Origin of the sequence: Arthrobacter tumbae (assembly GCF_016907495.1) — a bacterium.
In the GTDB taxonomy this organism is placed as follows: Bacteria; Actinomycetota; Actinomycetes; order Actinomycetales; family Micrococcaceae; genus Arthrobacter_D; species Arthrobacter_D tumbae.
The window spans coordinates 2197941-2218941 of sequence record NZ_JAFBCC010000001.1 but is presented as its reverse complement, the minus strand read 5'-3'; the positions used below and the strand labels follow the sequence as shown (position 1 = coordinate 2218941).

At 65.5% G+C, this 21001-nt stretch carries 17 protein-coding genes and 2 tRNA genes; 13 read left to right on the top strand and 6 right to left on the bottom strand.

What is annotated here, in order from left to right; genetic code table 11:
* Positions 1 to 10 precede the first annotated feature (10 nt).
* A complete protein-coding gene (locus JOD47_RS10710) occupies positions 11 to 2125 on the bottom strand; it encodes a RecQ family ATP-dependent DNA helicase (protein WP_204534175.1) in 2115 nt (704 codons plus the stop codon).
* A 123-nt stretch (positions 2126 to 2248) separates the two neighbouring features.
* Here JOD47_RS10710 and JOD47_RS10705 point away from each other — a divergent pair, with 123 nt between their 5' ends.
* The gene (locus JOD47_RS10705; RefSeq protein WP_204534173.1) at positions 2249 to 3655 is read left to right on the top strand and encodes a phosphomannomutase/phosphoglucomutase; all 1407 of its coding nucleotides are present in this window, start codon (positions 2249 to 2251) and stop codon (positions 3653 to 3655) included.
* 92 nt (positions 3656 to 3747) lie between these two features.
* Here JOD47_RS10705 and JOD47_RS10700 read toward each other — a convergent pair whose 3' ends face one another.
* A complete protein-coding gene (locus tag JOD47_RS10700) occupies positions 3748 to 5607 on the bottom strand; it encodes a phosphoenolpyruvate carboxykinase (GTP) (RefSeq protein WP_204534171.1) in 1860 nt (619 codons plus the stop codon).
* 293 nt (positions 5608 to 5900) lie between these two features.
* Between JOD47_RS10700 and JOD47_RS10695 the strand changes: the two genes are divergently transcribed.
* Positions 5901 to 5976 (top strand) — tRNA-Arg (locus JOD47_RS10695).
* A 96-nt stretch (positions 5977 to 6072) separates the two neighbouring features.
* Complete coding sequence (locus JOD47_RS10690) at positions 6073 to 7485, top strand: dihydrolipoyl dehydrogenase family protein (protein ID WP_204534169.1); 1413 nt, start codon at positions 6073 to 6075, stop codon at positions 7483 to 7485.
* Here JOD47_RS10690 and JOD47_RS10685 read toward each other — a convergent pair.
* The 3 genes from JOD47_RS10685 to upp form a co-directional block, all read right to left on the bottom strand.
* Entirely contained in the window at positions 7482 to 8006 is a 525-nt protein-coding gene (locus tag JOD47_RS10685) for a SixA phosphatase family protein (protein WP_204534167.1), read from the bottom strand. The genes JOD47_RS10690 and JOD47_RS10685 overlap by 4 nt on opposite strands.
* Before the next feature lie 31 nt (positions 8007 to 8037).
* A complete protein-coding gene (locus JOD47_RS10680) occupies positions 8038 to 8880 on the bottom strand; it encodes a winged helix-turn-helix domain-containing protein (RefSeq protein WP_204534165.1) in 843 nt (280 codons plus the stop codon).
* A 450-nt stretch (positions 8881 to 9330) separates the two neighbouring features.
* Positions 9331 to 9966 (bottom strand): uracil phosphoribosyltransferase, encoded by a 636-nt coding sequence (gene upp / locus JOD47_RS10675; RefSeq protein WP_204534163.1) that lies wholly within the window; start codon positions 9964 to 9966, stop codon positions 9331 to 9333.
* 22 nt (positions 9967 to 9988) lie between these two features.
* Here upp and tadA point away from each other — a divergent pair, with 22 nt between their 5' ends.
* The 3 genes from tadA to JOD47_RS10660 all read left to right on the top strand — a co-directional run bounded on the left by tadA (position 9989) and on the right by JOD47_RS10660 (position 11151).
* Positions 9989 to 10468 carry a tRNA adenosine(34) deaminase TadA gene (gene tadA, locus JOD47_RS10670; protein ID WP_204534161.1) on the top strand — a complete coding sequence of 160 codons (480 nt, stop codon included), beginning with the start codon at positions 9989 to 9991 and terminating at the stop codon, positions 10466 to 10468.
* Positions 10469 to 10528: 60 nt separating this feature from the next.
* Positions 10529 to 11011, top strand: coding sequence for a pyridoxamine 5'-phosphate oxidase family protein (locus tag JOD47_RS10665; protein ID WP_204534159.1), 483 nt, complete (start codon positions 10529 to 10531; stop codon positions 11009 to 11011).
* A gap of 50 nt (positions 11012 to 11061) precedes the next feature.
* Positions 11062 to 11151: transfer RNA gene (locus JOD47_RS10660), tRNA-Ser, on the top strand.
* Positions 11152 to 11231: 80 nt separating this feature from the next.
* Here the strand turns inward: JOD47_RS10660 and JOD47_RS10655 are convergent.
* Positions 11232 to 11999: a type 1 glutamine amidotransferase domain-containing protein gene (locus tag JOD47_RS10655; RefSeq protein WP_204534157.1), complete on the bottom strand. Its 768-nt coding sequence runs from the start codon at positions 11997 to 11999 to the stop codon at positions 11232 to 11234.
* Positions 12000 to 12134: 135 nt separating this feature from the next.
* On the opposite strand from JOD47_RS10655, the gene JOD47_RS10650 reads away from it, so the two are divergent.
* The 7 genes from JOD47_RS10650 (at position 12135) to JOD47_RS10620 (ending at position 20990) form a co-directional block, all read left to right on the top strand.
* On the top strand, positions 12135 to 12542 hold the full coding sequence (locus tag JOD47_RS10650; RefSeq protein ID WP_204534155.1) for an ester cyclase: 408 nt from the start codon (positions 12135 to 12137) through the stop codon (positions 12540 to 12542).
* Between the two features lie 89 nt (positions 12543 to 12631).
* The gene (locus JOD47_RS10645; protein WP_204534153.1) at positions 12632 to 13099 is read left to right on the top strand and encodes a 23S rRNA (pseudouridine(1915)-N(3))-methyltransferase RlmH; all 468 of its coding nucleotides are present in this window, start codon (positions 12632 to 12634) and stop codon (positions 13097 to 13099) included.
* Between the two features lie 120 nt (positions 13100 to 13219).
* Positions 13220 to 13819 carry a hypothetical protein gene (locus JOD47_RS10640; protein WP_204534152.1) on the top strand — a complete coding sequence of 200 codons (600 nt, stop codon included), beginning with the start codon at positions 13220 to 13222 and terminating at the stop codon, positions 13817 to 13819.
* Positions 13820 to 13895: 76 nt separating this feature from the next.
* Positions 13896 to 14624, top strand: coding sequence for a YcnI family copper-binding membrane protein (locus JOD47_RS10635; RefSeq protein WP_204534151.1), 729 nt, complete (start codon positions 13896 to 13898; stop codon positions 14622 to 14624).
* Between the two features lie 82 nt (positions 14625 to 14706).
* Positions 14707 to 15420: a DUF4232 domain-containing protein gene (locus JOD47_RS10630; RefSeq protein WP_204534150.1), complete on the top strand. Its 714-nt coding sequence runs from the start codon at positions 14707 to 14709 to the stop codon at positions 15418 to 15420.
* Between the two features lie 73 nt (positions 15421 to 15493).
* The gene (locus JOD47_RS10625) at positions 15494 to 20203 is read left to right on the top strand and encodes an ATP-dependent helicase (RefSeq protein ID WP_204534149.1); all 4710 of its coding nucleotides are present in this window, start codon (positions 15494 to 15496) and stop codon (positions 20201 to 20203) included.
* The gene (locus JOD47_RS10620) at positions 20196 to 20990 is read left to right on the top strand and encodes a DNA-formamidopyrimidine glycosylase family protein (protein WP_204534148.1); all 795 of its coding nucleotides are present in this window, start codon (positions 20196 to 20198) and stop codon (positions 20988 to 20990) included. Before JOD47_RS10625 ends, JOD47_RS10620 begins: the two co-directional genes overlap by 8 nt.
* The last annotated feature ends 11 nt before the right edge of the window (positions 20991 to 21001 follow it).

Below are 21001 nucleotides of genomic sequence, written 5' to 3'. Positions count from 1 at the left end.
GCAGGATCTGTCAGGCTTTCATCGCGAGGGCAAAGGGAAGCACCTCCTGGGCTCCCGCCTGCCGTAGCGCCCTTCCGGCAACGGTGAGGCTCCACCGGCTGTCCGCCAGATCATCGACCAGCAGCACGGGGCCGGGATTCGCCGCGAACCAGGCACGGCCTTCGTCCGGCACCGCAAACCGGTCCCAGACCGATGCGAGTCGGAACGCACTGTTTCCGCCTGAGCTCCCGCTCGGCCATCCCTGCGGCAGTTGGAGTGCGCCGAGATAGGGGATCCGGCCAACGCCGGCCAGGCTTTCGGCGAGCGAATGGATCAGCAGAGGCCGCCGTCGTGACGGCATGCTGACTACCGCCACGGGCCGGGTGTCCCACTGCCATTCTGCGAGCACACGCACACAGGCCTGCACGGCTGCCGGGTCCAGGGCGGCGTCCTCGTTGGAGTCCGCAAGGAGTTCCCGTACCCGGTTTCCCCAGCCCAGGTCAGTCATGCGGGCGAGGGCGCGACCGGCAGAGACCTGCTGCTCCGCCGGAATGCGCCCCTTCACGGGGACGCTGAGCTTGTCCATCCCGGAAGGCCATTGACCTCTGGGCTCCAGGAGAACACCGACCCTGCCGAGCGCGCTGCCGGCGCTCTCCGACGCGTCATGCGACACCTCGTCCGAGTACCAGGACCCGGCACAGTTGTCACAGCGCCCACATGGCGCAGCCAGCGGATCATCGAGTGCAGCGGCGAGGAATTCCATGCGGCAGCCGCCGGTATTTTCGTAGTCGAGCATTGAGTTCTGCTCCTGCACCCGGGCTGCGGAGATGCGGGCGTACCGCTCGCGGTCATACTCCCAGGGCCTCCCGGTGGCCTGCCAGCCGCCGGTCACCTTCTGCACCGCCCCGTCCACATCAAGCACCTTCAGGAGCAGCTCAAGCGGCGAGCGCCGGACGTCGACCCGGGCCTCGAGTGCCGGGGTGGAGAGCACCGTTCCTCCGGCCAGTTCCTCCAGGATCCGCTGCGCCTTGTCTTCAGCGGGCATGGACGAAGTGGCGAAGTACTCCCAGATCTCGCGGTCCTCGTTCCCCGGCAGCAGCAGCACATCCGCGTTGGGGGTTCCTCGACCGGCCCTGCCCACCTGCTGGTAATAGGCGACTGGAGAGGACGGCGCGCCGAGGTGTACCACGAACCCGAGATCGGGTTTGTCGAAGCCCATGCCGAGCGCGCTCGTGGCGATCAGTGCCTTCACCTCGTTGTTCTTGAGCGCTTTCTCCGCCGCTTCCCGATCCGCCGGGTCCGTTCGGCCGGTATAGGCCAGCACGGAATGTCCGCTCTCCCGCAGCAGACGGGCGGTATCTTCAGCTGCGGAGACGGTGAGGGTGTAGATGATGCCGCTTCCGGGCAGATCGTTCAGGTGGGTCAGGAGCCACGCGAGCCGCGAGCGGGGGCTGGGAAGGCGCAGCACCCCGAGCCGCAGCGATTTGCGGGCAAGTTCTCCGCGCAGGGTGTAGACAGCGGTCCCATCGGTGCCGAGTTGATCTTCGACGTCCTTGACCACGCGGGAGTTTGCGGTGGCCGTGGTTGCGAGCACGGGCACTCCCTGCTGCAGCGTGGTGATGAGATCGCGGAGGCGCCGGTAGTCCGGCCGGAAATCATGACCCCAGTCAGAGATGCAGTGTGCCTCGTCGATCACCAGCAGCCCGGTGCGCCGGATGAGTTCGGGCAGCTGGTTCTCCCGGAAGGCCGGATTGTTCAGCCGCTCGGGGGACACCAGGAGCACGTCCAGCTGGTCCGCGTCGAGCCGGGCGGTGATCTCCTGCCACTCTGTCTGATTTGCCGAGTTGATGGCAGCGGCCCGGACACCTGCGCGCTCGGCGGCAGCCACCTGATCCCGCATCAGCGCGAGCAGCGGCGACACAATGAGGGTTGGGCCTGCGCCTCTGGCTCGCAGGAGCAGGCTCGCAACGAAGTACACGGCGGATTTTCCCCACCCGGTGCGCTGCACCACCAGCGCCCGACGACCGCCACTGACCAGCGCCTCGATCGCCTCGAACTGGCCCTCATGAAAAGCGGCGTCATCACGCCCCACGAGTGTTTGAAGAATGGAGAGTGCCTGCTGGTGAAGGGTGGTTGTTTCAGCCATGCGCCTCAGTATGGCAGTTGGTACTGACGCATCCGGCGGGCTTCGGCGCAATGTGGACAACCGTCGTCGTCCACTACTCCCCAGCCTCCGGACGGCCGGAGCCAAGCGGTTAGACTTTCCAGCGTGAACACAACCATCGATCTGTCCGCATCGTTCAAGGCCTACGACGTACGAGGGATCGTCGGTGAGACCATCACCCCCGAGTCCGTCCGGGCAGTGGGCGCCGCCTTCGTTGATGTGCTCAACCTGGCCGGGGAAACCGTGCTGGTCGGTGGGGACATGCGCCCTTCCTCCCCCGAGTTCTCTGAAGCCTTCGCGGAAGGGGCTACCACCCGCGGCGCAGATGTGGTGTTCCTCGGCCTGATTTCCACCGATGAGCTCTACTACGCCAGCGGCAGGTACAAGGCCGCGGGCGTCACCTTTACAGCCAGTCACAACCCCGCCCAGTACAACGGCATGAAGATGTCACGCCCCAACGCCGTCCCGGTGTCTTCCGAGACGGGTCTTGTCGAGATCCGGGAGCTGGCGGAGAAGTACCTTTCCCAAGGCACCATTCCGGAGGGTGAGCGGCGTGGCTCCACGTCCTCGCGGGATGTCCTGAAGGACTACGCCGAGTACCTGCGTTTGCTGGTGGACCTCTCGGGCAGTCGCCCATTGAAGGTTGTCGTGGATGCCGGCAACGGCATGGCAGGACTGACCACTCCGGCAGTGCTGGGGGCCGAGTACCTTGACGCTTTGCCGTTCGACATCATCCCGCTCTACTTCGAGCTGGACGGCACGTTCCCCAACCATCCCGCCAATCCCCTGGAACCGGAAAATCTCCGTGACCTCCAGCGTGCCGTGGTCAGTAACGGCGCGGACATCGGGCTCGCTTTCGACGGCGATGCCGACCGGTGCTTTGTCATCGACGAGCAGGGCAACCCCGTGTCGCCGAGCGCAGTCACGGGTATGGTGGCCCGCAGGGAGATACACCGGGCGCAGGCTGCGGGTGAGCAGGAACCCGTGATCATCCATAACCTGATCACCTCACGGGCCGTGCCGGAACTCGTTCGCGCAGAGGGCGGCCGGCCGGTGCGCACGCGCGTGGGCCACTCCTTCATCAAGGCCGTGATGGCCGAGGAGGGTGCAGTCTTCGGCGGCGAACACTCGGCTCACTACTACTTCCGTGAGTTCTGGAACGCTGACACGGGAATGCTCGCAGCCATGCATGTACTCGCCGCGCTCGGCGAGCAGGACCAGCCGCTGTCCGAGCTCGGCCGTGAATACGAGCCCTACTTCGCCTCCGGTGAGATCAACACCCGACTCGACGACGTCGATGCGGCCACCGCGCGGGTGCGGCAGGAATTCGAGAACGACGGCGTCACTGTGGATGAGGTTGATGGCCTCACCTTCACGGCCGACGACGGTTCCTGGTGGTTCAACCTCCGGGCATCCAATACGGAGCCGTTCCTGAGGCTCAATGCGGAAGCCGAGAAGCCTGAGACCCTCGAAAGCCTCACCACTGCGGTTCTCGAGCAGATCCGCCAGTAAAGCCATTTCTTAAAGCAGCGTGGCCGGCTCCGCCTTGGGCAGAACCGGCCACGCTGTTACGCGCTACACGGCGCCTGACGCACTACCCGCCGCTAGAGCGCGAACCGCTCCTTCAACCGCTGCAGTTCACCGGAAAGCTCCGCGGGCAGTGACTCCCCGAACTGCTGGTACCACTGCTCGATGCCCTCCAGCTCGGCAGCCCACTCGTCGGCATCCACCCGGACCGCCTGCTCAACGTCTTCAGGAGTGAGATCCAGCCCGCTCACATCGAGGGAGTCCGGCGCCGGCACGTACCCGATCGGCGTCTCAACGGCATCGGCCCGGCCCTCGAGCCGTTCGATGATCCACTTGAGCACCCGGGAATTGTCACCGAAGCCCGGCCAGGCAAAGCCACCGTCCGCTGTGCGGCGGAACCAGTTGACCAGGAAGATCTTCGGCAACCGCGCCTGATCTGCCTGCCCGCTGACTCTCAGCCAATGGCTCAGGTAATCACCGGCGTCGTACCCAATGAAGGGCAGCATCGCCATCGGATCGCGGCGCACCCTGCCAACCGCTCCGGCAGCGGCGGCCGTGGTCTCCGACGACAGGGTGGAGCCCATGAAGATGCCGTTGGTCCAATCGCGTGACTGGGTCACGAGGGGAACAGTGGTCTTGCGCCGACCGCCGAAAAGGATCGCCGACAGCTCAACACCCTCGGGATCGTTGAACTCCTCGGCGAGCATGTCGATCTGGTCGATCGGCGTGCAGAACCGGGCATTGGGATGGGCAGCCGGGTCATCCGATGAGGGTGCCCAGTCGTTGCCCTGCCAGTCCGTCAGGTGTGCGGGCACCTCCTCGGTCATGCCCTCCCACCAGACACCGCCGTCGTCGGTCAGCGCCACATTGGTGAAGATGGAATTGCCCTTGGCGATCGCGCGCATGGCATTGGGGTTGGTGTGCCAACCTGTGCCCGGTGCCACACCGAACAGCCCTGCCTCCGGATTCACGGCACGGAGCTCGCCCTCTTTCCCGAAACGCATCCACGTGATGTCGTCCCCGAGTGTTTCGACCTTCCACCCCTCGATGGTCGGGTCGAGGAGTGCGAGGTTCGTCTTGCCGCAGGCGGACGGGAACGCTGCGGAGATGTAGTAGGTCCTGTTCTGCGGCGACGTGAGCTTCAGGATGAGCATGTGCTCAGCGAGCCAGCCCTCATCGCGCGCCATCACCGAGGCAATGCGCAGGGCGTAGCACTTCTTGCCGAGCAGCGCGTTTCCGCCGTAGCCCGATCCGAATGACCAGATTGAGCGCTCCTCCGGGAAGTGCACAATCCACTTCTCCTCGTTGCACGGCCACGCGACGTCCTGCTGCCCGGGCTCCAGCGGCGCACCCACTGAATGAAGGGCCGGAACGAACTCGGCATCGAGTTCGGTCAGCCGGTCCAGAACCTTGGTCCCGATGGTCGCCATGATTCGCATGGAAGTAACCACGTAGGCGCTGTCCGTGATCTCGACGCCGAACTTCGGGCTCTGCGCATCGAGGTGGCCCATGACAAAGGGGATCACGTACATGGTCCTGCCGCGCATGGAGCCGGCAAACAGGCCGCGCAGCTTCTCCTTCATCTGGTCCGGGTCCATCCAGTTGTTGGTGAACCCGGCGTCCCGCTCGTTCTGCGAGCAGATGAAGGTCTGCTCCTCGACCCGGGCAACATCGGCCGGGTCCGAGAACGCTGCGAAAGAGTTGGGGAAGAGCTCGGGGTTGAGTCGTTTGAAGGTGCCTGCGGAGACCAGCTCGTCGGTGAGCTGCGTGTTCTCCTCCACAGATCCGTTGACCCAATACACCCGGTCCGGCTGCGTCAGCGCGGCAGTCTCCTCGACCCAGGCCAGCAGTCCCTGGTGAGTTGTTGGTGCAGCTGTTGCTGCATCGTGGTCAGTCGCTCGGTCAGCAAGCAACGGCTGCCGCACAGAATCGCCCATGTCTCGTCCCTTCGTTGGGTGGGTGGTGTGTATTGATGCTAGGGGCGGTATCGGCGCGAATTTCCGCCGGTGGACGCGTACTGTTGATGCTGCGTCAGCGGCAATCCGCGTGATTCCGCGGTTTTCCAACACGAACGATTCCGTGTCATGTGATAAAGGTCACGTAGACCGGTCTACCCTACTCGGTGGTAGAAGTCGGAGGCCGGCGCCAATTAGCATTAGGTTCCGAATGGCTGTAAAGTTGTCTACGGCCAAACGGCCATGGAAAAGTCACTTCAAAGGGCTTTTGAACTGCGTGCGTAGCTCAACGGATAGAGCATCTGACTACGGATCAGAAGGTTGGGGGTTCGAATCCCTTCGCGCGCACCAGACAAACCGCCCCGGGCAGCCGGGGCGGTTTCGCGTTTAACCGCTGCCCCACTCAAGAGCTTGCCCCGCCGTCGGTCCAGTGCAAAGCTCAGGACCATGAGTGCTGAGCAGACCACCGACGTCATTGTTATCGGAGCCGGCGCGGTGGGCGAAAACGCTGCCGCGCGCGTGATTCAGGGAGGACTTTCCGCCATACTCGTGGAGTCGGAGCTGGTGGGCGGCGAGTGTTCCTACTGGGCCTGCATGCCGTCGAAGGCACTGCTGCGTCCCGGTTCCGCCTTGCACGCCGCACGCGCGGTCGCCGGCTCGCGTGAAGCAGTCACCGGCACTCTTGATGCACAGGAGGTACTCGCCCGCCGCGACGAATTCACATCGCACTGGGATGATTCCTCGCAGGTCGAGTGGGTGGAAAACACGGGCATCGCGCTGGTCCGCGGCCATGCCCGCCTCACCGGTGAGCGGCGCGTCGAGGTGACCACTGACGACGGCGCGACCACCTTGAGTGCGCGCCACGCCGTGGTTCTCGCTACCGGATCCACGCCGACGGTGCCTCCCATCGACGGTCTTGACGGTCTCGACTTCTGGGGTACGCGGGAAGCGACGTCCGCCAAGGAAGTGCCGGAATCGCTGACCGTACTGGGCGGGGGCGTATCGGGCACCGAACTGGCACAGGCCTACGCCCGGCTGGGTTCAGCGGTCACTCTGGTCGCCCGGAGCGCACTGCTAGGCAGCTACCCGGAGCCCGCAGCGCGGCTGGTACAGAAGGGACTGGAGCACGACGGCGTCACCCTCCACCTGAACACCGGTACGGAATCGGTCGCTTACGACGGCGGCCGCTTCCGCGTGAGCCTCGCCGGCGGAACCGTCGTGGAGTCAGAGAAACTGCTCGTCTCCACCGGGCGCCACCCTGCACTGACGGGCCTCGGCGTCGAGGAACTCGGGCTTGAGCCAAAGCACCTTGACACCGATGACTCCGGCCAGGTCAGTGGCCACCCGTGGCTCTATGCCGTGGGCGACGCCGCCGGCAAGGTGCTTCTCACCCACCAGGGGAAATACGAAGCACGGATGGCCGGCGATGCGATCGTTGCCCGCGCCAAGGGCGAGCTTCAGGGGCCGCCGGAGAGGTGGGGGCCGTTTGCAGCCACCGCCGATACCTATGCCGTCCCCCAGGTTGTCTTCACCGATCCGGAAATCGCCATGGCGGGCCGAACACTCGAGGCTGCCCGCAAGGACGGGCTGAACGTCAGCGAGACGTCGCTGGAACTGTCTGTTGCCGGATCTTCCCTCCACGCCGACGGCTACGCGGGCTGGGCGCAGATGGTGGTGGACGAGGACCGGTTGGTCCTGGTGGGCGTAACCTTCGCCGGACCGGACGTCGCCGAACTCCTGCACGCTGCGACCATCGCCATTGCCGGCGAGGTTCCGCTGCACCGCCTCTGGCATGCCGTACCCGCGTACCCCACAATCAGCGAAGTGTGGCTCCGGTTGCTTGAGAAGTACGGACTCTAGGCGCGTCGGACCACGAAGTTCTTGACCTCGGCGTCGCGCCCATCCAGCTCCCCCCACTCGCCGGCATGGCTGAGGACGGTGAGTCCCGCCGACGGATAATGGGTGGCAAGATCAACCACAGCGTCCTCTTCGGAGTCCACCGACGCGAGCCGCATGGCCAGGTTCTGGATCCCGGGCAGGTGCCCGATCACCAGGACGCTCGTCGCAGTCTCAGGCACCTGGTTGATCACCGTGAGCATCTCCGTGGCGGTTGCCGCATAGAGCTTCGGCTCGAGCCGTGGAGTGGGGGCCTTCTCCCCCAGTTCCTGGCATACCCAGATGCAGGTCTGCCGCGCGCGCAGCGCGGTGGACGTGAGAATGAGGTCCGGAAGGGCGTCGTGCTCCACCATCCAGCGCCCAATCAGGGGCGCGTCCCGATGACCCCGTCCGCTGAGTGGCCGCTCGTGGTCTGGCACATCCGAATGCCAGTCCGACTTGGCGTGCCGCAAGAGCATGAGGCGCTTCAGATGGTGGGAGGACATTCCCTCACCCTACTTTGTGGAAAGCGGCACCCTAGATGGAGTACTCCGGAGCGGCCCACACAACAACTTCAGGGTGCTCGTAGAAGCGGTAACCCTGCCCGCGAACCGTGCGCACGGTGTTGGCCAGGCGGCCGAGCTTCGAGCGCAGGCGACGGATGTGCACGTCGATGGTGCGCTCATTCGGAACCTCGTCGGCGTTGCGCCACAACCCGCTGAGCAGCTCCTCACGGCCAACTGTCCGGGAAGCATTCTCAACCAGGTAGTTGAGGAGTTCGAATTCCTTGAACGTCAGATTCAGGATGTCACCGTCGAGGTGCACCTCGCGCCGGGACAGGTCGATCAGCACGCCGGTAGGGCGCGGGGCCGGCGGCGGGGTGGGCTGCTGTTCGCTGCGCGGACGGCGGTTCACCGTCGGATCACCCAGTGCCTGTCGGACAACATCGATATCAGTGCCGACGGCGTCAGCCGGAGCAAGCGCGACGGCGGCGTGGCTTTGAGCGCCGGGAACAAGGGTGCGGACGTAGGCGCGGACGTCCTGTGCCAGCTTGCTCAGCGTGGTGTCATGCTCAGCAGCGGTGTCCTCGTCCAACGCGACGTAGAGGACGAAACCCCGCGCGGTGGTGTCCGCCGTAACCGCCTGCGGTCCGGGAATCCCGTTGGGAGTGACCACCGGGACCGGAGCAGTAATGGGGTTGGCAGAGTCAGCAGGTGTGGGCACTGGCTTCAACTGTCCGTAGGCCGGCGCATAAGACGGTGCGGCCGGTTGGCTGTAGCTCGGAAACCCCGGGCGCTGCCCGTAAGTCTGGCGCTGAAGACTGGCGCGGTCCTGTGCGTTGCGAAGGGAAATGTGGACGTATCCGGAAGAAACGGTCATGTTTAAACAACCTCATGGTGAATCGCCGTCATCACGGCTCGAATGCAGGGGTGTGCCCGGTCGAGATGGAGCTTCTGTGGAGCCCGCCGTTGGGCTAGGGAATGCGTAAGAGGGTGGGGTAAACCGTTACGCGCACATTCGACAACAGCGAAATCCCTGCGCGGACATAATGCCCGGGGAATAAGCTGCGGCTGCAGATGCTGCTGAGTTGGTGTTCACAATCCGAATTATTGCACGTAACAATCAGCTACGCACAAGTAACAATGATAAGGCGTCCGCATGCTGGACGCCTTGAACGAAGACGGAATGTCAAACTCCCCGAATGAAGGCGTGGGAGGTGAGGACGAAAGGGTCCTCAAAAGACACGGCAGGTGACATATCGTCTAAAAATCCGTGAAATGCTGCGAGGGCTCGAGAAACGCCGGCCCGAATAATGGACGACCGGCCCAGCTAGCCGACGACGCCGTAGAGGCGGTCTCCCGCGTCGCCGAGGCCGGGCACGATGTACGCGTTCTCGTTCAACTTCTCGTCGATGGAAGCAAGGACGATGGTGACGTTTTTGCCTTCCAGCTCCTGCTTGAGGATCTCGAGTCCCTCGGGTGCCGCAAGCAGGCAGATGCAGGTGACATCAGCTGCGCCGCGGCGGAACAGGAACTTGATGGCCTCGCGAAGGGTTCCTCCGGTCGCCAGCATGGGATCCAGGACGAACACCTGGCGGCCGGTGAGGTCATCAGGGAGTCGTTCAGCGTAGGTAATCGCCTCAAGGGTCTCTTCATTCCGGGCCATCCCCAGGAAACCGACTTCCGCGGTAGGCACCAGGCGGGTCATTCCCTCGAGCATGCCCAGACCTGCGCGAAGAATGGGAACGACGAGCGGCGTCGGCTTGACCAGCCCGGTCCCGACCGTGGTGGTGACCGGGGTCTCGATCTGCACGGGCTCAACGCGCACATCCCGGGTGGCCTCATAGGCGAGCAGCGTCACCAGTTCCTCCGTGAGCAGCCGGAAGACCGGCGACGGAGTGTTCTTGTCCCTCAGGACCGTCAATTTATGGGACACCAGGGGATGGTCGACAACCAGAACGCGCATTGCTCAAAAGTATCATTGGCACATGTCCGCTCACCCCGCCCCCGTACAGCGGGACCATGCCGCGTGGATGGAGCTGGCACTGCAGGCGGCCCGGCAGGCAGGCGAGACGGCGGACGTGCCGATTGGCGCCGTCGTCGTCGGTTCTGACGGAACGGTGCTGGGCACCGGCTGGAATGAGCGTGAGGCAACCGGCGATCCCACCGCCCACGCGGAAGTATTGGCTATCCGGCGGGCGGCTGCAGCACTGGGCGCCTGGCGGCTGGAGGGCTGCACGCTGGTGGTGACGCTCGAGCCGTGTTCTATGTGCGCGGGAGCGAGCGTACTGGCGCGGATTCCACGGGTGGTCTTCGGCGCCTGGGATGAGAAGGCGGGCGCCGCCGGGTCAGTGTTTGATGTGCTGCGAGAGCGCCGGCTGAACCACTGGACCGAGGTTTTTCCCGGCGTCCGTGAGGACGAGTGCGGCGCCCTGTTGAAGGAGTTCTTCGCTATTCGCAGGCGCTGACGTAGTGTGATTGCTAAGTGTACTTATCAATCACGCCACCGCGGCAGATAGGGAGCAGCAATGAATGAGCAGCAGAACGGCCTGAAGGAGATCGCCAAGATCGTGAAGGACGCTGATATCGCGATCCTTACCACTGTGAACGCGCAGGGTCAGCTGGTCAGCCGGCCGCTGGCGGTGCAGGAGGCGGAGTTCGACGGCGATCTGTGGTTCTTCACGGATGACCCTTCCCCGAAGGCGGACGAGATCCGCGCCAACCCGCAGGTCAACGTCTCAATCAGCAGCGGCAAGGGCTACCTGTCGGTAGCGGGGACGGCCACGCTGACGAAGGATCGCGCGAAGATTGATGAGCTGTGGAGCTCTTCGGTCAAGCCGTGGTTCGACGGCAAGGATGATCCGTCTGTTGCCCTCATCAAGGTGGACGCCCATACCGCTGAATACTGGTCCCTTGATACTCCGCGGGTAGTGGCTGCTTTCGAGATTGCCAAGGGCATGGTCACCGGCGAGCGCCCTGATCCGGGGAAGAACGACGTCGTCGACCTCTAACGCCCTCCGTTTTGGGCGGAGAGTCCCTCAGCCGGTAAAGTGTTGGCGTTGGTGACGTGTCCGAGCGGCCGAAGGTGCAACACTCGAAATGTTGTTTGGTGTAAAAGCCAACGTGGGTTCAAATCCCACCGTCACCGCCACCTGAAAACCCCTGCTTCCCGTTTTTGTTAGACGGGAGGCAGGGGTTTTGTTTTGCCCAAGAGCGGGCCAGGCCAACCGCTCAGTGCTCGGTGTCCGCCGAAGCGGTCTTCCTGGCATCCTTCTCAGCGCGCAGAGCCTCCGCGTCGTGCTGTTCCTCGGCCTTTTCCTGGTGGATGACCTCGGCCAAAAGCTTCTCCATTTCCTTGGCCACTCCAGCAGCTGAGGCCGGATTCTGGCCGGTCACCAACCGGCCATCGACCATGACCTTTTCCGCGAAGACGTCCGCAGAGACGTGGGTGGCGCCCTGTTCCTCAAGCCGGTCCGCCAAAAAGAACGGGATGACCTTATCTTTCCCTGCGGCGACCTCCTCGTCGTTGGTGAAGGCGGCCACCTCCCGGCCCTCGACGAGGCGGAACCCGTTCTCCAGTTCCACGTTCAGCAGGCCGGCCGGTCCATGGCAGACCGCGCCCACCACGCCGCCGGCGTTGTAGATGCTGGCCACCAGGTTCTGCAACCCTTCGCTGTCCGGGAAGTCCCACATGGTGCCGTGGCCGCCCACGAGGTAGACGGCGTCGTACTGGTCAGGATCAACGACGTCGACGCGGGCAGTGTTGTAGAGACCGGCACGCGTGACCTCGTCCTCGGTGAAGGCAACCTGGATAGGGTCCTCGGAATCCACCTCATCACGCGGGGGCTGGCCGCCCTTGATGGACGCAAAGTCGACGAAATGCCCGGAATCCTTGAAGACTTTCCAGGGATGCGCAGCCTCCGCGACGTTGTAGCCGGTCTTCTCTCCCGTATCGCCGATCTCGGAAACGCTGGTCAGTACCATGAGAATTTTCTTCATGAAGTGCTCCTATCGTCCGACTTGAACCCTACGCTCAGCCCACTTCATGGCCGTGGAATCGACCCCACGGGTTGCGTGAAGTGAGCTTTGCCGCAAGGGTGGTTAGTAAGTCTACTGACTATCAAGGAGGACCACATGTCAAGCGAAATCAATCTCAAGGCACAGGAAAAGCTCGGATCCATCATCGCGGACCGGCAGGTCGACCGGCTGGATGAAGTGTTCGCGCAGGACGTCGTGGACCACGATCCCGCGCCCGACGCAGCTCGGGGTGTTCGCGGCATCATCGACTTCTGGGTTGAATTCCTGACCGCTTTCCCGGACCTCGAGCTCAATCCTGAAGTGTTGATGGCCGACGAGGACAAGGTCACCGTAGTACTGACTCTCGCCGGCACACACCAGGGTCCGTTTCAAGGTATCGAACCAACCGGACGCAGCATCCGCATCCGCGGGATCCAGGTGGCCCGCTTCGAGGAAGGGCTGATCGTGGAACGCTGGGGCTCCTCTGATGAGGCAGGCATCCTCAAGCAGCTCGGCGCTGCTTAACGCGATCGCCCACATCGAGTCAGCAGCCATCGTGTCCTTTGCGGCACTACGGCTGCTGACTCGTTGCGTGACGGCGCTAGCGTTGGGGCATGGCATTACGCGCGCTGGCCGTCGGCCGGAAACACGAACCCTGGGTCGCCGAAGGCATTGCCCGCTACGAGAAGCGTTTGAAGAAGCCCTTTGACCTCTCCTGGCAGCTCATCCCGCATTCCGCCCGCGAAGGCGACACCGCTCGGGACGAGGAGTCGGCACGCCTCCTCGAGCGGCTTGGCGGGAAGAACGCTACCGATTACGTCTTCCTCCTCGATGAGCGGGGCAAGGCCGTGGACTCCCCCACACTCGCTGCCCGCCTCCAGCAGCCTCTCGACAACTCCCGTAACGTCACGCTGATCATCGGCGGAGCCTACGGCGTCAATCCTGAGGTGCACCAGCGCGCCGACTTTGTCTGGTCTCTCTCACCGCTCGTCTTCCCGCACCAGCTGGTCCGACTCATCCTGGCCGAGCAGCTCTACCGGTCCCAGGAAATTGCAGGGCGCCGCCCGTACCATCACGAGTAACCGTTCGTACCATCACAAGCAGTACAGGACCGAGCCAAACCGTCGGCGGCAGCGAATAGAGTAGGAAGAGCCCACTACTTCTACGTGAAGTAGAACAGCAATTGCGGGAGGAGGAGACTAATGGCCAGCACACACGCGCGCTTAGTACGCGCGGTTGCCACCGCCGTCGTTGTCTTCTTTCTTGCCGCAGGCGCCCACCTTGCCGGTGGAGCGGCGCTTCCCAGCCCGCTCATCCTCGGAACACTCGCGGTTACCACCCTGCTGGCCGTGACCGTCCTCTCGCGGAAGAAACTGGCACTTCCCGCCGTGCTCGGCATCCTCGGCGCCGGTCAACTACTGCTTCACCAGGCGTTTACAACGCTAACGACGACGGCGGCCTGCGTCCCTGCCTCCAGCGTCCACTTCGGTCCGCAACAGGTTTCCTGCGCGGCCACCGGCGGCATGGAGCACGCCCATGCCTTTTCCATGTTCGACAGCCCGCTCATGCTCGCGGCGCACGCGGGCGCTGTCATCGTCACCGCGCTGATGCTCTATCACGGGGAAACGGCACTGGAACTGGCTGCGCAGTGGCTGCGGCCGCTTACCGCACTGCCACGGCTGGTGACTTTTCCGCCGCTGGCAGATCTCCCGGTCATTCCCGCAGCTCCCGTACACGACTACCTCGCGCCGCTGCTGAGCACGAGACCGCTGCGCGGTCCGCCCCTGTCCACCTCTCACTAGCCAACACCGGCGCCGCACCAGCGCCCTTCCACACTTCAGCTTGTCGTGCAGACAAGCACCTTTGAGAGGTAAGACCATGAAAACTTCAGTTCGCCGTACCCTGACCGCAGCCGCCGCAACCACTGGCCTGATGGGCCTCGGCCTCGCAGGAGCGGCAGCGCACGTCAACATCACCCCTGACACCACGGCGGCGGGCGCACACGCCCTGCTGACTGTGTCTTTCTCGCACGACTGCGAGGGTTCGCCCACCAACAAGCTCACCATCTCCCTGCCGGAACCCCTGGTGGACGCCAAGCCGGAGATCGTTCCCGGCTGGACGGTGGAGAAGGTGACGGAGACGCTCGATGAGCCGCTGACCCTGGATAACGGAAGCAGCGTGACCGAGCGCGTCGGGCAGATCGTATACACAGCCGAGACCCCTGTGGAGGACGGCTACCTGCAGCAGTTCGACATGTCTGTTCAGCTGCCGGAGAGCGAGGGTGAGACGCTCGCGTTCCCCGTGCTGCAGGGCTGTGTGGAGGGCGAGACCGACTGGGCCGAGATTCCCGCCGAGGGCGAGGACCCGCACAGCCTCGAAGCTCCCGCGCCCACGATTACGCTGACTGGCGCGGAGGAGGACGGCCACGCGGAGGAGGCTGCAACCGACACGGCGGCAACTACGGAAGAAGCTGATTTGGAAAGTGCATCTGCCAGCAATGACTCTTCCGGCGCCTCCACCGTGGGCTACGTGGGACTCGGAGCCGGCCTGCTCGGGCTGACTGCCGGCGTTATCGCCCTTCTGCGGACGCGCAACGCCAAGGCGTAAGGACATAACGTTCCCTGAATCAATTGGCCACGCACCGTCGGGGCTGATTGACGCAGGGAACGTTCCCCATAAGGGTGGTTCCATGACTACCCGCGTCCACGCTCCCCGTCTGCTCGCCGCCGCCGTCGCTCTTGGCACGCTCGCCCTGACGGGTTGCGCCTCGGGTGGGCCGGCAGCAGAGGAGACCAGTCCGGCGTCGTCGGCGAGCGCGGAGCCGACGGCGGGAGCTGAGCCGACGGCGGGAGCTGAGCCGACGCCTTCGGAATCGACCTCGGAATCGGCCTCGGGGTCCGCCTCCGCAGAGCCCTCAGAGAGCGGCGAGCCCACTCCATCCGCCTCGCCGGATGCGAGCCCGACGGCTTCCCCTGCGGACGGCGTCTGCACTGCCGACATGCTCAGCGCCGTCCTCGAAACCGAAATGGGCGGCGGCGCCGCGGGCAGCGTCTATCGCCAGATCATCTTTACCAACACGGCGGAAGAAGAATGCGAAATCACCGGCTATCCGGGCGTCTCCTACGTGGATGCTGCCGGCAACCAGGTGGGCGCGCCCGCCGAACGCGAGTCTGCGGAATCCGCCGAGGTGATCCTGGCGCCGGGCGAATCCGCTCTTGCACCCGTCAAGCAGACAAACGCACAGAACTACGGCGCGGACTGCCAGCTGACGGACGTTGCGGGCCTGCGTGTATACCCGCCGAATGACACCGAGTCGCTGGTCGTGGATCAGGCAGGCTCGGCGTGCGCGGCTGAGGACATCGTGCTCATGACGGTCGCTCCCACGAAACCGCTGTCCCCCTAACAGCGGACTCTCCCGCATCACGGGCTCCCACCGCAGCTGACAGAATGTCGGAGGGGTAGGAGATGATGAATCGATGACATCGGTGCTTGAGAAATTCACGCCCGCCACACGCCAGTGGTTCGAGGGCGCCTTCTCCGCACCCACCCCGGCTCAGGAGGGCGCCTGGAACGCCGTCTCCGCGGGCTCGCACGCGCTGGTCGTCGCGCCAACCGGCTCCGGTAAGACCCTCGCGGCGTTCCTCTGGGCGCTGGACAGCTTCATTGCACGGCCGGTTGAGGGCAAGCGGTCCACCCGGGTCCTGTATATCTCTCCGTTGAAGGCGCTCGGCGTCGATGTGGAGCGCAACCTGCGCGCGCCGCTGATCGGCATCACCCAAACCGCCAAACGGCTTGACCTGCCGGCACCGTCCGTCTCCGTAGGCGTGCGCTCCGGCGACACGCCCCAGGCCGAGCGGCGCACCCTGCTCACCCGGCCGCCGGACATCCTGATCACCACGCCGGAGTCGCTCTTCCTCATGCTCACGTCCCGGGCGCGGGAAACCCTGATGGATCTGGACACGGTCATCGTCGACGAGGTCCATGCCGTCGCGGGGACCAAGCGGGGCGCGCACCTCGCAGTTTCCCTCGCGCGGCTCGATGCGATGCTGGAGAAGCCGGTGCAGCGGATCGGCCTCTCGGCAACGGTCGAGCCCAAGGAAACGGTTGCCCGCTTCCTCGCAGGGAATGCTCCGGTGGAGATCGTGGCGCCGCCCTCCAAGAAATCGTGGGACCTCACGGTCACCGTTCCCGTGGAAGACATGACCGAGCTGGGCGGCGCACCCACCAACGACGACGACGACGGCGGCCCCACTGCCTCGCCGAGCATCTGGCCTCATGTGGAAGAGAAGATCGTCGACCTGATCCAGACCAAGCGGTCAACGATCGTCTTCGCCAACTCCCGCCGGCTGGCCGAGCGGCTCACCGCGCGGTTGAACGAGATTCATGCTGACCGACTGGAGGCCGCATCCTTCTGGGATTCGCCTGCAGATTCTCCTCAGAATCCGCCGGCAGATGCGGCGGTGAACTCGCCCGCGGTGGCAAAAACCGAACCGAAGCGCACGCCCGCCGAACTGATGGCGCAGGCTGGTCAGACCGAGGGTGCCGAGCCGTTGCTCGCCCGGGCCCACCACGGATCGGTGTCGAAAGACCAGCGGGCGCTCATCGAGGATGACCTGAAGTCCGGCCGGCTGCGCTGCGTGGTGGCGACGTCGTCGTTGGAATTGGGCATCGACATGGGCGCGGTTGACCTGGTCATCCAGGTCGAGTCGCCGCACTCCGTGGCCAGCGGTCTCCAGCGGGTGGGCCGCGCTGGGCACCAGGTGGGCGAGGTCTCCGAGGGCGTGCTGTTTCCCAAGCACCGCGGGGACCTCGTGAACACCGCCGTCACCGTCGAGCGGATGCTGGCCGGCCAGATCGAACCGCTCTACATTCCCACCAACCCGCTGGATATCCTTGCCCAGCAGACCGTCGCGGCCACCGCCCTCGAGACCATCGATGTGGAGGAATGGTTCGATGTGGTCCGCGCATCCGCACCCTTCGCCACGCTCCCCCGCTCCGCCTTTGAGGCAACCCTCGATCTCCTGGCCGGCCGGTATCCGTCGGATGAATTCGCCGAACTGCGGCCGCGCATCATCTGGGACCGGGTGGAAGGGACCATCACCGGCAGGCCCGGCGCCCAGCGCCTGGCTGTCACCTCCGGCGGCACCATCCCGGACCGCGGGTTGTTCGGCGTCTACCTCGTGGGATCGGAGGACGCCGGATCGAACCGCGGCGGCCGGCGGGTGGGTGAGCTGGACGAGGAGATGGTCTACGAGTCGCGTGTCGGTGATGTCTTCGCCCTCGGTGCAACCAGCTGGCGCATCGAGGACATCACCCATGACCGCGTGCTGGTTTCGCCCGCGTTCGGGCAGCCGGGCAAGCTTCCCTTCTGGAAGGGCGATTCCCTGGGCCGACCCGTGGAACTCGGCCGGGCACTCGGGAAGTTTGTCCGCGAACTTTCCAATGCATCAGAGGACGACGCCGCGGCCCGGTGCCGCGCGAGCGGCCTGGACGAGTGGGCGGCCGGCAACCTGCTCGCGTATCTGCGTGAGCAGCAGCAGTCCACCGAAGTGGTGCCGAGTGACCGCACGCTGGTGGTTGAGCGCTTCCATGATGAGCTGGGCGACTGGCGTGTAGTCCTCCACAGCCCGTTCGGCATGCCGGTACATGCGCCGTGGGCGCTCGCGGTCGGCGCCCGCCTTGAGCAGCGGTACGGGATGGACGGCTCGGCCATGGCCTCGGATGACGGCATCGTGCTGCGCGTGCCCCTCATGGAGGACGAGCCTCCCGGCGCTGACCTGTTCCTCTTCGATGCGGAGGAACTGGACGGCATCGTCACGGCGCAGGTGGGCGGGTCCGCGCTCTTTGCCTCCCGGTTCCGTGAATGTGCTGCACGGGCGCTGCTGCTGCCCCGGAACAATCCGTCCAAGCGCAGCCCGCTGTGGCAGCAGCGGCAACGCTCCGCCCAGTTGCTGGACGTGGCCCGCAAGTTCCCCACCTTCCCGATCATCCTTGAGACAGTCCGCGAGTGCCTCCAGGACGTCTATGATCTTCCGGCGCTCAAGGACATCGCCGCGCAGATCGACCGCCGTGAACTGCGGATTGTCGAGACCACCACCTCCCAACCCTCGCCATTCGCGCGCACCATGCTGTTCGGGTACGTCGCGTCCTTCCTCTACGAGGGCGATTCACCGCTCGCCGAGCGCCGCGCCGCTGCGCTCTCGCTCGACCCCACTCTCCTCAACGAGCTGCTCGGCCGGGCGGAACTGCGTGAACTCCTCGATGCCGGCGTCATCGCTGACACCGAACAGGAACTTCAGCGCCTCGCTCCCGACCGGAAAGCGCGGGGCCTCGAGGGCGTGGCGGACCTGCTGCGGCTGCTCGGCCCCCTGACGCCCGCCGAGATCGCCGAACGGTCCGAGGAACCCGCGGAAGCCGCCACGTCAGCGGATGCCCTCGTCAAGGCCAACCGGGCACTGCGGGTGAACGTCGCCGGGGAAGAACGCATCGCAGCCATCGAGGACGCCGCGCGGCTGCGCGATGCCCTCGGAGTGCCGCTGCCCATGGGTGTTCCGCTGGCGTTCATCGAACCGGTTCCGGACCCGCTCGGCGACCTCGTCGGCCGCTACGCCCGCACGCACGGTCCCTTCACCGCAGCGGAAGCCGCCGCGCGGCTGGGACTGGGTGTCGCCGTCGTCATCACCGCCCTGCAGCGGCTTGTCGCGGATGGCCGGGTGGTGGAGGGCGAGTTTCGGCCTACGGCTTCGGCCCCCGGCCATGAGGCGGCATCGAGCGAGTGGTGCGACGCCGAGGTCCTTCGCCGGCTCCGCCGCCGGTCGCTGGCTGCCCTGCGCCACGAAGTCGAGCCGGTGGACCCTGCCGCCTACGGCCGGTTCCTGCCCGCGTGGCAGTACGTCGGTTCCGGGCTGCGCGGTCTCGACGGCGTGGCCACGGTCATCGACCAGCTCTCCGGGGTGCCGATTCCGGCGTCTGCGTGGGAGCCGCTGATCCTGCGCACGCGGGTTTCGAACTACAGCCCGGCAATGCTGGACGAGCTGGCCGCGACGGGTGAGGTTGTCTGGTCCGGCGCCGGCTCCCTGCCCGGCAACGACGGCTGGATCTCGCTTCACCTCGCAGAGAACGCTCCGCTTACCCTGCGCCCCGACCCGGAGTTTGAGCCCAGCCCTCTGCAGCAGGAGCTCCTTGACCTGCTTTCCGGCGGCGGTGCCTACTTCTTCCGGCAGCTTGTTCAGGGGCTGACCAACGGGGACCAGCCCGCAGACGGCGCGGTGACCGCGGCCCTGTGGGACCTCGTGTGGGCCGGCCGGATCGGCAATGACACGTTTACTCCGGTGCGTTCCCTGCTGGCCGGGGGGAAAACCGCGCACAAGCAGCGCACCCCCACTCCGCGAGCGCGGACCGCCCGGATGGGACGGCTGGGCAGGGCGCCGTCCCTGACCGGCGGCAGCCTGCGGACGGCCTCATTGTCAGCCGGGAACGACGGCGGCACAGGCTACCAGCGCAGCACCCCTCCACAGGTGGCCGGGCGGTGGTCGCTGCTGCCGGCCATGGAGAGTGACACCACCATCCGGGCACACGCCACCGCGGAACTGCTCATGGACCGCTACGGCGTACTCACCCGCGGTTCGGTTGCGAGTGAAGGTATACCGGGTGGGTTTGGGCTCATGTACAAGATGCTGTCCCGCCTGGAGGAGATGGGTCGCTGCCGGCGCGGCTACTTCATCGAGCACCTCGGTGCGGCGCAGTTCGCGGTGCCGGCCACCGTGGACCGACTGCGCTCCTTAAGCGCGGACGCCCGCCCGGACGCCGCCCTCGCGACGAAGCCGGTCACCGTTGCGCTTGCTGCCACGGACCCGGCGAACCCCTTCGGCGCGGCGCTGGGATGGCCCCCGCACGAGGGCGGGCACCGGCCCGGCCGCAAAGCCGGCGCCTTGGTGGTACTCGTCGACGGGCAACTGGCGCTCTATGTTGAGCGCGGCGGAAAGACGATGCTGACCTACACCGAAGACACCGGCTCACTCGCCGCCGCAGCGGAGGCGCTGGTCGCCGCGATCCGCCACGGGGCGGCGGACAAGATGGCTGTCGAAAAAATCAACGGTGAATCGGTCCTCGACTCCCCCGGCGGGCGCGCACTTGCCGACGCCGGCTTCTACAGCACGCCCCGGGGGCTGAGGATCCGTGCCTGAGGGAGATACGGTCTGGCGCGCTGCCCGGGACCTCGACCGCGCACTTCACGACAAGGAGCTCACCCGCTGCGACATCCGCGTGCCGAAGTTCGCCACGGTGGACTTCACCGGGCGGACGGTGCGCGACGTGGTTGCGCGCGGCAAGCACCTGCTCATCCATGTGGAGGACGAGTGGAGCATTCACTCCCACCTGAAGATGGAGGGCCTCTGGCACGTCTATCCGAAGGGCGGCAAGTGGCGGCGACCGGCCTTCAAGGCGCGCTGCATCCTGGAAACCAAAACCTCCACAATCGTGGGCTTTGAACTCGGATTCCTCCGCATCATCCCGCAGCGGCAGGAGGAGGACGCCGTCGGCTACCTCGGCCCGGACCTCCTGGGACCTGACTGGGACGCAGAGGAGGCGTTGCGTCGCTTGCGTGCTGACCCCGGCCGCCCTGTGGGCCTGGCGCTGCTTGACCAGCGGAACCTCGCCGGCATCGGTAACGTTTACCGATGCGAGTTGTGTTTCCTCGCCGGGGAGCATCCGCTCACCCCGGTGGGCGAAGTCAGGAACCTGCCGCGGATGGTGGAACTCGCGCACCGTCTGCTCGAGGTGAACAAGGACCGGTCCACGCGCGTCACCACGGGGTCCCTGCTGCGTGATCCGCTGTGGGTGTACGGGCGGACGGACCGGGGGTGTCTGCGCTGCGGAACCCGGGTGGTGCGCAGCGAGCTCGGCGACAACGAGCTGGAACAGCGGGTGCTCTACCACTGCCCGCACTGCCAGCCAGCGCGGGAGACGGCGTGAGCTCGATCCGC

Coding starts and splice junctions, on each gene's coding strand:
- JOD47_RS10710 (WP_204534175.1), bottom strand. CDS start 2,125: ATGGCTGAAACAACCACCCTTCACCAGCAGGCACTCTCCATTCTTCAA.
- JOD47_RS10700 (WP_204534171.1), bottom strand. CDS start 5,607: ATGGGCGATTCTGTGCGGCAGCCGTTGCTTGCTGACCGAGCGACTGAC.
- JOD47_RS10690 (WP_204534169.1), top strand. CDS start 6,073: ATGAGTGCTGAGCAGACCACCGACGTCATTGTTATCGGAGCCGGCGCG.
- JOD47_RS10685 (WP_204534167.1), bottom strand. CDS start 8,006: ATGTCCTCCCACCATCTGAAGCGCCTCATGCTCTTGCGGCACGCCAAG.
- JOD47_RS10680 (WP_204534165.1), bottom strand. CDS start 8,880: ATGACCGTTTCTTCCGGATACGTCCACATTTCCCTTCGCAACGCACAG.
- upp (WP_204534163.1), bottom strand. CDS start 9,966: ATGCGCGTTCTGGTTGTCGACCATCCCCTGGTGTCCCATAAATTGACG.
- tadA (WP_204534161.1), top strand. CDS start 9,989: ATGTCCGCTCACCCCGCCCCCGTACAGCGGGACCATGCCGCGTGGATG.
- JOD47_RS10665 (WP_204534159.1), top strand. CDS start 10,529: ATGAATGAGCAGCAGAACGGCCTGAAGGAGATCGCCAAGATCGTGAAG.
- JOD47_RS10655 (WP_204534157.1), bottom strand. CDS start 11,999: ATGAAGAAAATTCTCATGGTACTGACCAGCGTTTCCGAGATCGGCGAT.
- JOD47_RS10650 (WP_204534155.1), top strand. CDS start 12,135: ATGTCAAGCGAAATCAATCTCAAGGCACAGGAAAAGCTCGGATCCATC.
- JOD47_RS10645 (WP_204534153.1), top strand. CDS start 12,632: ATGGCATTACGCGCGCTGGCCGTCGGCCGGAAACACGAACCCTGGGTC.
- JOD47_RS10640 (WP_204534152.1), top strand. CDS start 13,220: ATGGCCAGCACACACGCGCGCTTAGTACGCGCGGTTGCCACCGCCGTC.
- JOD47_RS10635 (WP_204534151.1), top strand. CDS start 13,896: ATGAAAACTTCAGTTCGCCGTACCCTGACCGCAGCCGCCGCAACCACT.
- JOD47_RS10630 (WP_204534150.1), top strand. CDS start 14,707: ATGACTACCCGCGTCCACGCTCCCCGTCTGCTCGCCGCCGCCGTCGCT.
- JOD47_RS10625 (WP_204534149.1), top strand. CDS start 15,494: ATGACATCGGTGCTTGAGAAATTCACGCCCGCCACACGCCAGTGGTTC.